The organism is Rhodococcus sp. T7 (assembly GCF_009872365.1).
Taxonomy (GTDB): domain Bacteria; phylum Actinomycetota; class Actinomycetes; order Mycobacteriales; family Mycobacteriaceae; genus Rhodococcus_F.
In genome coordinates this window covers 1-12981 of record NZ_WXYH01000165.1, presented here as the reverse complement: position 1 = coordinate 12981, position 12981 = coordinate 1, and the positions used below count along the sequence as shown (strand labels likewise).

At 61.8% G+C, this 12981-nt stretch carries 10 protein-coding genes and 1 pseudogene; 6 read left to right on the top strand and 5 right to left on the bottom strand.

Features of this window, described 5'->3' with window-relative positions; translation table 11 throughout:
- Positions 1-158 precede the first annotated feature (158 nt).
- From MLGJGCBP_RS17420 to qatD, 4 genes are read left to right on the top strand one after another with little or no spacing between them, the layout of a single operon-like run.
- Positions 159-2009 (top strand): KAP family P-loop NTPase fold protein, encoded by a 1851-nt coding sequence (locus tag MLGJGCBP_RS17420; RefSeq protein ID WP_160097189.1) that lies wholly within the window; start codon positions 159-161, stop codon positions 2007-2009.
- Position 2010: 1 nt separating this feature from the next.
- Positions 2011-2820: a Qat anti-phage system associated protein QatB gene (gene qatB / locus MLGJGCBP_RS53755; protein WP_328799540.1), complete on the top strand. Its 810-nt coding sequence runs from the start codon at positions 2011-2013 to the stop codon at positions 2818-2820.
- Complete coding sequence (qatC, locus tag MLGJGCBP_RS17410) at positions 2817-4094, top strand: Qat anti-phage system QueC-like protein QatC (protein ID WP_160097185.1); 1278 nt, start codon at positions 2817-2819, stop codon at positions 4092-4094. The genes qatB and qatC overlap by 4 nt, the downstream gene beginning before the upstream one ends.
- Positions 4091-4837 (top strand): Qat anti-phage system TatD family nuclease QatD, encoded by a 747-nt coding sequence (qatD, locus tag MLGJGCBP_RS17405; protein ID WP_160097183.1) that lies wholly within the window; start codon positions 4091-4093, stop codon positions 4835-4837. The genes qatC and qatD overlap by 4 nt, the downstream gene beginning before the upstream one ends.
- A 320-nt stretch (positions 4838-5157) precedes the next feature.
- Here the strand turns inward: qatD and MLGJGCBP_RS17400 are convergent, their stop codons facing one another.
- From MLGJGCBP_RS17400 to MLGJGCBP_RS17390, 3 genes are all read right to left on the bottom strand, one after another.
- Positions 5158-6294, bottom strand: a complete 1137-nt coding sequence (locus MLGJGCBP_RS17400) for a hypothetical protein (protein ID WP_160097181.1) — start codon at positions 6292-6294, stop codon at positions 5158-5160.
- Between the two features lie 223 nt (positions 6295-6517).
- The gene (locus MLGJGCBP_RS17395; protein WP_160097179.1) at positions 6518-6838 is read right to left on the bottom strand and encodes a hypothetical protein; all 321 of its coding nucleotides are present in this window, start codon (positions 6836-6838) and stop codon (positions 6518-6520) included.
- Between the two features lie 175 nt (positions 6839-7013).
- Entirely contained in the window at positions 7014-7439 is a 426-nt protein-coding gene (locus tag MLGJGCBP_RS17390) for a DUF3626 domain-containing protein (RefSeq protein ID WP_160097177.1), read from the bottom strand.
- A 26-nt stretch (positions 7440-7465) separates the two neighbouring features.
- Between MLGJGCBP_RS17390 and MLGJGCBP_RS17385 the strand changes: the two genes are divergently transcribed.
- Both MLGJGCBP_RS17385 and MLGJGCBP_RS17380 read left to right on the top strand, forming a co-directional pair.
- Positions 7466-7903, top strand: coding sequence for a phosphotransferase (locus MLGJGCBP_RS17385; RefSeq protein WP_160097175.1), 438 nt, complete (start codon positions 7466-7468; stop codon positions 7901-7903).
- Between the two features lie 158 nt (positions 7904-8061).
- A complete protein-coding gene (locus tag MLGJGCBP_RS17380) occupies positions 8062-8814 on the top strand; it encodes a phosphotransferase (protein WP_236581163.1) in 753 nt (250 codons plus the stop codon).
- Between the two features lie 293 nt (positions 8815-9107).
- On the opposite strand, the pseudogene MLGJGCBP_RS17375 reads toward MLGJGCBP_RS17380, so the two are convergent.
- A pseudogene (locus tag MLGJGCBP_RS17375) lies at positions 9108-10328 on the bottom strand (IS3 family transposase).
- Positions 10329-10615: 287 nt separating this feature from the next.
- Positions 10616-12322 (bottom strand): hypothetical protein, encoded by a 1707-nt coding sequence (locus tag MLGJGCBP_RS17370; RefSeq protein ID WP_160097171.1) that lies wholly within the window; start codon positions 12320-12322, stop codon positions 10616-10618.
- Positions 12323-12981: the final 659 nt, after the last annotated feature.

Here is a 12981-nt window from a genome sequence, read left to right as displayed (position 1 = left end):
GTTCGGGCGATGTTTTGCGGTTCCACGGAGCTGATCCTGATCCGAGCGGACGTACCGTGCGGGCTGTCACGGCGCGCCTCCGGCTGAAGCGGGTTCACCATTCCTACTCTGATATTGAGAGGAGGTCTCTCCCGTCGAGTCAGGAGGACGAACGCACTGTGTGGCCCGACAATGAGACTGATCGAGACTTCCTCAACTTCGAAGGTGTCGCGGACACGATCGCCGAGATGATCGTCCGCGCTGATGGTCGGCCCATCTCTATCGGAGTGTCGGGAGCCTGGGGTGTGGGCAAGTCGTCGATGATTCAGCTCACAAGGGCGTCGTTGAGCAAGCAACAACCCGTTGAGGCTCCGGCGAAGTATCTCTTCGTCGAGTTCAACGCTTGGCTCTACCAAGGCTACGACGATGCACGCGCGGCACTCTTGGAAGTCATCGCAAGTCGGCTCGACGCCGAGGCAGCCAAAAGGCAGACCGGAGTGGACAAGGCGCGAGAGTTCTTAGGACGTGTTAAATGGTTCCGGCTTGCGAAGTTACTCGCTCTACCTGCTGCATCGGTTGCGTTGGGTCTCCCGCCCATCGGCCTACCGGGTGAGGTCGCTGCACTTGTCAAAGATGGGGTGGCCGGGGGGGTTGACGAGCAGGATTTGGAGAAGGCCGGTGCGGTCGCGTCAACGCTTGCAGCGACAGGTCGCGCATTGTTGGACCCAAGGCACGAATCCTCACCTCCGAGGGAAATTCAGGCACTGAGAGACTCCTTCGAGAAGGCGCTGGAGGAGATCGGCGTCACCTTGGTCGTGCTCATTGACGATCTTGATCGGTGCTTGCCGGACACGACCATCTCGACGCTCGAAGCGATCCGCCTGTTCCTGTTTCTCGAAAACACTGCTTTCGTCATCGCAGCGGATGACAGCATGATCAAACACGCGGTCAAGAAGCACTTCGGTGGACTCGAAGACGACACATTGGTCACCAACTACTTCGACAAGCTCATCCAGATTCCGATTCGAGTCCCAGCGCTCGGCACTCAAGAAGTGCGGGCTTACATGATGATGCTGTTCATCGAGAACAGTGAACTCGACAGTGGTCAAAAGAACACGTTGCGTGAAGCGATCGCCTCCCAACTTCGTCAGTCCTGGAAGGGAAAGCGGGTCGATCGCACCTTTGTCGCGGGTTGCGGCGTGCAGTTGCCGGCTGCACTCACCGCCCGACTGACTACGGCTGAACGCCTTGCTCCACTGATGACAACGTCGGACCGCATCGCGGGCAACCCGCGGCTGATCAAGCGGTTCCTCAACGCGCTTTCGATTCGAATGGCGATCTCGAGCGCACAAGGTGTCGGTGTGGACGAAGCCGTACTGACGAAACTCCTTCTCTTCGAGCGGCTCGCTCCGACGACCGCCTATTCGGCACTGACATCTGCGGTCAACACCGATCCATTTGGAAAGCCCTTGCTTCTCGCCGAATGGGAGGAAGCGGCAGTTGCGGGACAGGAATTTGACGCGACGGGCGTGTGGGATGACCAGTTCATCCGCGAGTGGCTCGCGCTTCCCCCAGCGCTTGCGGATGAGGATCTTCGGGGTGCCCTCTACGTGGGCCGTGAGCATGCTCCACTGATCACGGCAGCAGACCGGCTCTCCTCTGAAGCAGCGGCCTTGCTGACGGCGCTGCTGGAGAATCCCGAGGAAGCAGCGGCGCTGGAGGGTGATCTGCAGACAATCCAGCGGGCTGAACTCACCATCGTCATGGATCGCTTACTAGCCCGTGCGCGTCAAGAACAATCCTGGGGCGTTCCGCCTATCCTGCACGCATGCATCGCCGTTGCCAACGCGGACCCGACGCTGGGGGGTACGATCGCAGGATTCCTGGTCGAGCGTCCAGGTCATCAAATTCAACCGAGCATCGTGCCCAGGATCGCGTCGCTGCCATGGGTCTCTGATGTTTTTGCTCACTGGAAAAACTCATCCGATGTCGATGGCCCGGTGAAGACAGTTATCGAGCGACAGGGCTAGAGTGGGAACCTCACAAAGCAGTAGCGGTCCCGGTCCGGGAGTTCTGCTGGTCCCGCCGTGGGCCGACGAAATCGTTCCTCCGCCATCGTTGGACGGAGAGACGCCTCCCGAGGAGCAGCCGGCCAAGAAGCCCGATCTGCTGTCCCCAACGGGGCGGTTCCGCGACGCCCGACGGAGCCTCGGCGGGTTCGCGCGATCTGGAGACAGCCGCGACTTGCGCCGAGGGCTCGGCCATTACGTGAGGACCGGTTACGGCGGCAGCGGAACGATGAGCCGCCGCCTCAGTGGCACCGCCGTGACCGCCGGACGCCTCAACGGGGTAATGCAATCCGGGCGCGGACCTGACGGAAAGTCACTTACGGACATAGCACTCGCGAGCGGGAGCGACGTCAATGTCGTGCTGGATGCCATCGTGGATGCCGCAACCCCAATCGACGGTACACAGGACAGAGAGTCGTCCCGCCGCGCCGTTCGCGACGCTTTGACCGACCTCCTGGGCCGATTCCCGGAGGCCGACCTGCTCGCACTCACCGAGACACAGCGAGAGTATGTCATCGAGCGGTACGCCGCGCTGGACGTCTACGGTCGCTTCTGTCTCGACCTTCAGAAGACGATCATGGCCAAGGCGCACGACCCGGCGACAGGACTACGCCGCCTGAAGCAGGTCCGCGAGTTCATCAGCGAGCATGTCTCTGCCGCATTCAGAATGATCCGCAAAGGAGGCACGCCCGCTACAACCGCGAATGTGGCACGCCTCACCAGCTTGGCGCTTCGCGAGACGCTCACCGTATTCGAGGAGTACACAAGTTGAGATTCGTAAGCAGTTCGTCCGCGGCCCTCAAACCCGCCGATCCGCAGGCCACCCCCATCGTCCTCTTCGGGCACGACTCGTCCGGTGAGACGGTGAGTGCGGGCGGGTCCGCTGCGCAGTCCATACGGCGCCAAAGTCTTTCGCCAGACCCGGGCGCGTGGGATCTGCTCGCGATCGCTCTGTCTGTCGTAGTTGCCGATGGTGTAGCGAAACGGAACGCGAGCCCCGACGGGTGGACCCGAGAACTTGAGCTCGACGTTGCTCTCCACGAACCGTCACGCTGGGCACCGTTCGCCGACTCGATCTCGTCGGCGCTCGCGTTCCTCACCACGGATCGATGGAGCCTGACGTTCCGCGGCGGCGGTGACCTTCCCGATGCTCCAAAGACGCCACGGTACCCGTCCGCTGATGCGGTCGCCCTTCTATCAGGGGGACTCGATTCATTAGTCGGTGCCATCGACCTCACTGCGCAAGGGCACAAACTTTTTGCGGTGAGTCATACCGTTCGCGGAGACGCCGAGAAGCAGGCGCGGTTCGCGCGGCTCATTGGCAGCGGACTAGATCATCTACAGGTGAATCACAATGCGAGTACTCGTCGCGGCCTCAAGGAAACCTCTCAGCGTTCGCGGTCCCTCATCTTCCTTGCGTTCGCAGTACTGGCGGCGACGGCGACCCAGCGCTACCGCGACGGTGAGTGCATTCCTGTCTTTGTCTGTGAGAACGGGTTCATTGCAATCAACCCTCCGCTGACTCCTGCTCGAATCGGAAGCCTCAGCACTCGTACCGCTCATCCGGACTTTCTTGGTCGGATGCAGGAGATCCTCGACGGGACAGGACTGCGGGTTGCAATCACGAACCCGTACGCAGAGAGAACGAAAGGTGAGATGCTTCGCGACTGCCTTGACCAAGATCTTCTCTCTGACGAAGCCGCCGTTTCGACCAGTTGTGGCCGCTTCCAGCGATTCAACTACACCCATTGCGGCCGGTGCGTTCCCTGCCAGATCCGGCGGGCAGCGTTCCTAGCGTGGGGCGGACACGATCCCACGGAGTATGTCTACGACGATCTCGGTCGCCCCGATGACGATCATGCAGCATTCGACGACGTCCGTTCCGTTGCCATGGCGCGTCTGGTCGTGGCCGAAGACGGACTCGACCGGTGGCTTGGCCCGGCACTAAGCTCCGCTCGGATAACGAACAAAGCGGCACTTCGCGAGCTGCTTCAGCGAGGACTCGACGAACTGGGTCTCCTTCACGCGAAGTTCGATCTCCCATGATCGATTTCCATTGCCACCTGGACCTATACCCAAACCCGAGCGAGATGGCCGATGAAGTTCAACGCAGGAAGGTCGGCGTGCTGTCCGTTACCACAACGCCCTCGGCGTGGGCCGGCACCTCGCGGCTGGCCCGAGACCGAACCGTCATTAGGACGGCGCTGGGTCTCCATCCGCAGCTGGCGGGCGAGCGCATACATGAGTTGAAGGCTTTTGATCGATACGTCGCCGACACCCGATTTATCGGCGAGGTTGGGCTCGACGGGGCTCCTGAGTGCAGATCGTTCTGGTCGCAACAGACCCGGGTATTCGAGCACATTCTTCATGCCTGTAGCGAGGCTGGAGACAAGGTCGTGTCGGTTCATAGCCGCCGAGCCGCAACACCCGTGCTCGACCTGCTCGACAGGTTCGAACGCGTCCGCATGCCGATCCTCCACTGGTTCTCAGGCAGCCGCACGGAGCTTCGACGGGCGGTCGAACGCGATTGTTGGTTCAGCGTCGGCCCGGCGATGCTGGCAGGTGCCAAAGGGCGAGCTCTTGTAGCTGCGATGCCGCGCGAGCGAGTGCTACTGGAGACTGATGGGCCGTTTGCGCAACTCCGCCGTGCTGCCCTGCAGCCCTGGGACGTTGCGATTGCGTGCCAGTCACTGTCAGAAGTATGGGGCACCGACGCCTCCGAGACTGGACGGATCATCAGTGGAAACGAGAGCACGTTGCTCGCAGGTTGCGATCGACGGGACGACTGATCGGTCCGGCGGGAACATGGTCTGGCACTTCACAGGACCGGACGCACGACGGTGGCGAGCTGCACGTCCGCATACGGATCTGGACGCATGAGTAGTTGAGTGGGGTGCACATGGGAGGCCGGCGAGGAGAGCGACACCGGTACCGCCTGCATTCGACGTTTCCGCGAGTGAACAATTCCTTAAGGAAGGTGTTTTGAAACTGTGAAAGTCGGGAAACGTAGCAACATTCCGTAGGCTGGTGGCTTATCGCCTAACAATGGCGGTGGTGGCCACAGAAACTCGAAGGATGTCGCAGCCACCACCCGCCGCCGAGACCACATCTACCTGGTGCGGTCCATCCACTCGTCGATCAGCTGCTTGAGCACGGCGGCTCGCTTCTTTTTGGTGGGTTCGATCGCCTCGATGTGCGCTCTGACCTCGTTGATCCAGTCACTCGCGAAGGGATAAGGCAGCTGACCTGTGGTGTTGCTCTCAGCTTTGGTTGGGAAGCGACGGAGTTCGTCGTGGGGGAACAGGTCGAGCAAGCCGAGCATTTGGCGCGGTGTCGGGGCGATCGGCTTTCCAGGTTCCACCCAGTCGATCAGTGTGTTGTTGCCGCTGTCGACGCACACGCCTCTCTTGTGTGAGATGTCGTTTCGGATCAAGCGGATTTCGTTGAAGAACTCGGACCGGATGTCGTTCTTCGCCCAAGGCTTGCCGTCGTCGTCGGGGCCATGCGCGGTGGCGAGCCGGCCGCGGTAGGTGTCCTCCCAGGCCGCGTTGATATTTGTAAACCACTGTGTGTAGGCCATTTGATAAATCGGAGGAGGTGTTCCGCCGGTCATCAGGGTGTTCATGGCCCGCGAGAAGTTGGAGGGGGTCATGACGACAGGGTCGGCGGCACTGGCACTAGTAAGGGTGGACATGGGGACGGTGCGATCGCTGACGGCCGATGCGAAGTTCATCGTGGTCAGGTCCAGGTGATCGCCGGTGGCGGCATCGGAGTCCTTTGCTCTTTGCCAGCGGACCACAGTTTGGGAGAGCGCGTGGTTGGCCGTCAGAGCAAGGATCAGCGAGATCCTGTACTCCTGGGCGAAGTCCGCGATGACTTCGTCGACGGACTGAATGGTCAGCCGGTCGTCCGTGGTTAGAGTGAGATGGGCAGTCTGTGCGGAATCGCGCAGACTGGACAGCAGTGCTCTGAGCCCGGCGGTCGTGTCCGGTGCGGCCGTGAGGGCCTGAAACTCTCGCAGTGCGGTGAGGAACGGGTCGGTTACCTCCGCCAGCGCGCTGCCCTCGGAAGGGGCGTCTCCGTCGCCGGCGTGAAGGTGGTCCTCAAGGAGCCCCTGGACCGTGCCCAGGGTGGAGTCGAACAGTACTCGGTCATGTTCAGGTAATGCACTCAGGATCTGGTTGAGAGTGTCGCGAACGTGGGCGGTGCGCTGGACCCATCGACCCAGCTGATCATCAAGTGGCATTCGATGAGACTACCCGTCTAGCTAACCGCCCGTTACCGGTGGCCTGGCATTCCTCTTCGGGGATGGGTGCCTGTCGGCACGGTCAGTTATAAGGGGGTTGTGACCTTCCGTCCTGACTATCTCTAGGTTGTGATGCGCTGCCGGCGTCGTGCCAGTCCATGCTGCTTTCACCGGTGTAAGAAAGAGCCCTCAACTCCCTGGAGTTGAGGGCCTTTCGGGCCTGTCATCCGGACATCTGGCTGAGGTCCATCTCTTCGAGGTGTTCGTAAGTGAATTCATGGAGGACGATCTCATCGTCCGGGTTGTAGGTCCGCTTCTCGATTCGAGGATGTGCGAACTCGACCACGATCACGTCCTGCGGATCCGAGTCCCGAGAGTAGAGAGCGGAGCACTTGGTTACCAGTGCGCTCCGCGTCACCTCTTGGCCGTAGTCGTCGATCGTGTCAATCTCGATGATGAAGACCTGATTCGCCTTTTCCGGGTGTACGAGGTGTTGTGCGGTGATCGTGCGCGTGAGAATTGTGGTGGGCGACGCAATTGTCATAGGGAATGGGCGCATGCAACGTCTCTCTTGTGAGTTGCGATCCCCGACCTTTGAATAGGCGGAGATTTGCTGCGGTGCAGCAAGTAACTTGTATCAAATCGGACCGACAGCTGTTCCAGTGAGGCGGCTCGGTTCAGCGGATCGAGGGTCCGCGTTTCCTCGGGCGTGCCGATAGCTATGCTCGGGTGCCGTATCGGGCGACACAGTGCCATACCTTTTTCAGGTCCTGCGGATCGAAGGATGCATTCCGTGCCAGGCCGAGGATGGCGGGGGTGAGCTCGCCATTGTGTGCGATGTCGCGGGCGAGGTCGACGATGTGCGGCCCTCGGTAGTCGGGGTGTTGGGCTATGTCCTCGACGCCGACTGTGTATCCGTCGTGCCATAACACGGGGCAGGCGAGGGACCGGGCGATCTCGTCGAGGGGGAGCCGGCCGATCACGCGCCAATCACACGGGTCGATGCGGCCGAGGTCCTCGCCGGGTTTCTTGGTGCGCTGCGTGTGCCGGCGCCCGCCGACGCGCCGGCCAACCCTACCCGCGGCATCCCGTTGGCCGGATTGCTGGAAGGGGCCGATGCCGCGTTCGAGGTCATTGCCGGCCATCCGAGCGCGAAGGCTGTTTGGGAGGTGTGGGAGGAGGCGGTCGCGGCGCCGGTGTGGCGGGGGCGCCGTTGTGGCTGCATGGTGACTTGCATCCGGCGAACGTTGTGGTCCGGGAGGGGATGCTTACGGGGGTGATCGATTTCGGCGAGATGTGTGCGGGTGATCCCGCGACGGATCTTTCCGCCGCCTGGATCCTGTTGCCGGCAAGTGCGGCGCGTCGGTTCTTCGACGCCTATGGGCGGGCCGACAACGCGATGATCACCCGGGCCCGTGGTTGGGCGGTGCTGCGTGCCTTGGGGCAAACCGACCTGGGAACCAGCAGGCTTCGCCACCCTCGAACGGGTCCTGACGACGAACTGACCGCGTCGCGGCGCCTATACGAGACCACTCGAGCTCCGAACCGGACCTCCGCGACCCCTGTGGTCGAGCAAGTCCCACTCCTGAAGGTCGTCCCGTTGCTCTGAGGCAAGGACGGCTCGCTCGATCGAGCCGCGGCGAAGTGCGTCGGATGATGTCGGGAACTGTGCAGTCATGGTATTCGGGACGTTTGAGTACCGGGTAAGCAGATCACATCACTCGTTGGCTTCCCGGCGCCCGCCTGTGCGCTGACATGAGTTGGAACTTGGTCGACACGGTGGTTCTCGACGTCGAGTCCGAACGCGGACGGTGTGTGATCAAAGCCGCTGGCCGCGCCAATCATCACATCGGGCGCGAGATCACGGCCCACCACACCGTCACCGAATGCCTGGTACGGACTGGGCATGCCGCTGCGTTGGTCGAGTACGACCGGTCAGCGAACCTGCTGGTCACTCGATATCTGGATGGATCCCTGGTGATGGGGAGCGAAGCTGAATTCGACTGTGAGACCTATCGGCAGGCGGGAGTGCTTCTGCGTAGGCTTCATGATCAAGCCCATCGCGTTGATACCGGGTGGGAGGCCGCCGCGGTGGCGAAATCGCTTGCATGGCTGGGTAAGCCGAACAGGATATCGGAATCTGTGCTCGCCAGCGTGCAGGAGATCTTGGTCTTGCACCGTCCGCAGCCGGTGGTGGTGGTTCCTACTCATGGTGACTGGCAGCCGCGGAACTGGCTTGTCGATCAGGGGACGGTGAAGGTCATCGATTTCGGGCGCTTCGATTGGAGGCCTGCGATGAGTGACTTCTGCCGTCTCGCGGCGAGGCAGTGGAAGGGCAATGCCGCACTCGAGCACGCGTTTCTTGCCGGATATGGCAGCGAACCCAGAGACCCGGAGCAATGGCGCCTTATTGCGTTGCACGAAGCGATCGGCACCGCGGTCTGGGCGTACCAGGTCGGCGATGAACCGTTTGAGAATGAGGGGCACCGGATGATCGCCAATGCTCTGGACCTCTTCTGAGCCTCCGCATATGTGGCTCTTCACGTCGGGGGTGTAGTCGCTGGTTGGATGGTGGCTGGCGCGACGGTCTCGGGGTAGGTGGCGGGGTCTTCCGAGGATGGAGGTTCCTGCGCGGTCCATCTGGAAGACCTCGACGTGCCTGAGGCTATCTTCGGCTGCCCTGACCTGCCAACGCTCTACCGGCAGGATGAGCTCGGCCCGGTCGTGGTCGGCCCGCGTCTGGCAGTGGACTTCTTCGGGTACCCGCTCGGATCGGTCAACGGGGCTTCCCCCTGAGATGTGGACACCAATTCCTATGCTGCGGTGGCCAGCGTAACCGATCGCTGCTCGAAGTCGATCGGACAGATCTGGCCGAGGGTGGAGTGCCTCCTTCGTGTGTTGTATCGGGTGACCCAGCGGAACACTTCAGCGCGCGCCTCACCTGCGCTGTTCCAGCGCTTTCTGCCCTGCAGTGTCTCCCGTTTCAGCGTCGCATTGAACGACTCCGCCGCGGCATTGTCCGCCGACGTTCCGACTGCACCCCGCGATCTGGTGACACCCAACTCCCGGCACAGGTCGGAGAATTCAGTCGATGCATATTGGGCCCCGTTGTCGGAGTGGAAGATTGCGCCATCCAGGCCGGCTACACCCCGGACGGCGACGGCCGCCCGCAGCGCATCGCTGACCAGCTCGGTGCGCATGTGTGGAGCGATCGACCACCCCGCCAGGAGTTTCGAGTTCAGGTCCAATACCGTTGCCAGGTAGAGGAACTGACCGTCCCCGACGGGGAGGTAGGTGATGTCCCCGACGTACTTGGTGTTCGGCGCGCTCGCGGTGAAGTCCCGCCGGATCAGGTCTGGCACCGCGGCCGCGTCCGGGTCCGGGACGGTGGTGCGCACCGATTTGCGCAGGTGCACGCCGACGATCCCGTTCTCGCGCATCACCCGTTCGACCCGTTTGTGGTTCACCTCTATCCCGGCGTCCCGCAGCTCGGCGGTCACCCGCGGAGCCCCGTAGGTGCCGTCGGAGTCGTCGTGAATCCCGCGGATCCACTCGGCCAGCTCCTCGTCGGCGCGGGCGCGTTCGGCGCGGGCCGGTGCGGCGGCCCGCCACCGGTAGAACCCCGACCGGGAGACTTCGAGGATCTGGCACAGCCACTTCACCGGAACGGTGTCACGGTGGTCGTCGACGAACTGGAAGCGGCTCACCAATTCGTCTCGCCCGCGAAATACTTCGCGGCCCTGCGCAGGATCTCCCGCTCGGTCTCAAGCTTCCGTATCTGGGCCTTGAGCTGCTTGTTTTCTTCCTCCAACACGGACTCGGACGATATCGCCCACCGGCGAAGCCCTGTGGGACGGGCCGGCGACGCCGCCGGCCACACCCGTACGTTTGCGTTCGGCACGCACCCAGTTGCGTAGGGTTTCGCGGCTGACTCCCAGGTCGTTGCCGATGCCCTCGAATGTGTTGCTCGGATCTGACAAGTACAACGCGACCGCATCGGCCTTGAACTCCGCCGAGTACGCCTTCATCATCAGTGACATCTCTTCCTCTGGGCCCTCACGGCCCAGTGTTCACGATGTCCACACTCAAGGGGGAACCCCCAACGGCGCACCCGATAGCGCAGGTGAAGCGTCGGCGGCCCGCAGCGCAGATTGAGGAGATCTCGCAAAATGACCGCTCCCGACACCCGGGCCCGGATGGCACCAGGACCCGGCCGACGCGGTTCGAGCAAGGTGAGTCACTACTCGGTACGCCCACAGCAATCAGCCGTTTTCGACGCCGACAGGTAGAGCAGCATGGGCGCGAGGTTGGGGCGCGGTGGTCATTCCTGTTCGGCAAGTATGGCGGGTTCGAGGTCTGTCAGCGGAAGGAGTAGGTGGACAACGGCGGAGAGCAGAGCGTCGTCGGCGCGCAAGCCGTTGTGCCCGGCATTCGCGAGAGATGTTGCTTCTGCGGTCACGATGGCGGCGTCGGCTTCGCCGACGCGGGACACTATGCGGTCGTAGACTTGGCCACCTTCTGAGGCGACATCGGTGAGACGGTCGTGTGCGCACCGTGGCGCGCAGGCGTCCGGGGGTTGCTGTTCGAGGCGGGCCAGAATTCTACGGAACTCGTAGCCATCCCATTCGTCGGTCGACGTGCGTATCCGTTCCATGAGTTCGCGGTGGCTTGGGATGCCGGCTTCGCACAGTGCGCGGAGTTCGTCGTCGGGTGCGGCTGACAACATGTCCGCGATGTGCGCGGGTTCGGAACTCATCGGGTCCATACCCAAGATGATGCGGAATACGATATCGGTGACCGAGGTGAGTGGAAGGTTGTTGTCTTCGCTGAACGGTTCATTCAGCGATCCTCGATCGTAGGATGCCTTTTGGATCCTCTGTTCGAACTGGTTGAGGCCGTGTGTGATCGCATTCTCTGTGGACATGCTTGGGTGGCGTTGTTTGGCGCTGGAGGCGTCGCGTGCTGATGACCACGCCATCCGGTACAGGTGACCGAGCGAGAACAGGGAGGCACCACGGGTGGTCACCGTTCGTAGTACTTCGTTGTGTCGGTCTGTGCGGTCGGGGAGGTTGTGCTGACGCAACTGGTATGCGAGATAGCGGCCAGCTTCCTCTGCGATGACCTTATGAACGAGGTCGGACAGCTCGGGGCGGTCGTAGGACCACATTGCGGACAGATCGAGCCCATCACGAAGGCAATGAACGAAGGTTTCGAGGCGGTTCTCGAGCGTTCCCATACCAGGAACGAAAAACCGAGTCTGTTCCGGATAGATGCTGGTTCCGAGCGTGGTTCCGAGCGTGGTTCCGTCGTCCCAGACGAACGCGTCGGTCGGCGAAGTGGGGTGGACGTGGAGCAGGTTGAAGTGCCAGGCGTCGACGAACAGCTGTTCGCTGAACGTGTTACTCGGAGCGATAGTGCTGTTATGAAACTCGATTGGATATATCAGGCCCGCCCGATCGCCGACAGCGTGCAGCACGGCAAGGGCACCCACCCTCGCGACGATCGGCGCCTCGCTGATCCGAGAGATCGGGTCTTCGTCGTCGACTGGGTACCTTTCGCTGATCGCGTCGCGCTGGGACTGCTCAAGTTCCCGCTTGGTCTCCATTGCAGCCGCATGTACTTGCTGCTCGGCGATACGTTTGGCTCGGTATTCGAGAGCCTTTGGGTGCAAGGTACTCGCCACTCGCTGCTCCACGGTGGTGTTGCACGCCCGACACTGGATGTCTCGACCCTCGATCGCTTCTTTAAGCGCGTTGCGTGAGGTCAATGTCAACTTTCCCTCGCACGACGCGGAGGAGTATGCGAGAGCTGTTGCCGTGACGGCTGCGGCGGCCGCGATATGTGCCGGCTGAGCCCATGGTGTGAAATCGAGCTCACCGGTTCGTTGCACCCATACGGGCGAGCCAGTATCCGGGTCGAGGCCAGCGAGCTCCCAGTAGGCAGTGCCGAGCTCGTGAAGCTGTTCGGGAGCAGCAGGGTTGAACTCGAGGTGAAGGTCGACGTCTGACGGACGAAGGGCACGGGGCATGCCGAATACTATCTGCCGACTCGATGAGCACCACCTTCGGGCCCGGGCCGATCGTCCGCTGACGAACACCCTGGCTGGACCCGGCGGCCCGCGCCCGACTTCCAGGGCGGACCGTGTGCTGAGTGGGGGCGTAATGGTGTTGTGACCTGGTGTGATGACATGTCCTCGGTTTGTGATGTGGGGGTGCCGGCGACGTGTCGGCGGGCGTACGGGTGTCTGCACCGCCATTGGGGAGCGTTTTTGAAAGTTGTTGTTTAACAGTAGTATTGAGTAATTGTCTGATAAACAAAGATTTTCATGATTTATGCACAGTTATTGGATTCTGAGAATCGTAATATACTGTAGAACAACAAAGCTGGAGTGTTGGAGATTTTCGAACTGTGTTAGTTTGTGAAAGGGTCGAGTGGTAGGATGGGGGATGTGACATGGAGAGGCACGGGAAGGCGAGTGGGTAGGCAGACGGGTGCATCCGCCTACTTTCCCAGCCTCGTTGGGGCGTGGGGAACCGAATCGAAATTGTCGATGAAAAATGCAGGCGAGAAACTAATCTCGGAAACTCAGAGGAGCGAAGCGACTCGATCGACGGCAACGGGAATAGACCCACTGCGAGCCGCGCAGCGGCTCCCTGGCGGGGAGCGAAGCGAACTGCACGCCTCACG

Bases quoted from the DNA above. Each gene is read 5' to 3' on its own strand.
- MLGJGCBP_RS17390 (WP_160097177.1), bottom strand. From the start codon at position 7,439: ATGGCCGGCAATGACCTCGAACGCGGCATCGGCCCCTTCCAGCAATCC.
- MLGJGCBP_RS17370 (WP_160097171.1), bottom strand. From the start codon at position 12,322: ATGCCCCGTGCCCTTCGTCCGTCAGACGTCGACCTTCACCTCGAGTTC.
- MLGJGCBP_RS17400 (WP_160097181.1), bottom strand. From the start codon at position 6,294: ATGCCACTTGATGATCAGCTGGGTCGATGGGTCCAGCGCACCGCCCAC.
- MLGJGCBP_RS17395 (WP_160097179.1), bottom strand. From the start codon at position 6,838: ATGACAATTGCGTCGCCCACCACAATTCTCACGCGCACGATCACCGCA.
- qatD (WP_160097183.1), top strand. From the start codon at position 4,091: ATGATCGATTTCCATTGCCACCTGGACCTATACCCAAACCCGAGCGAG.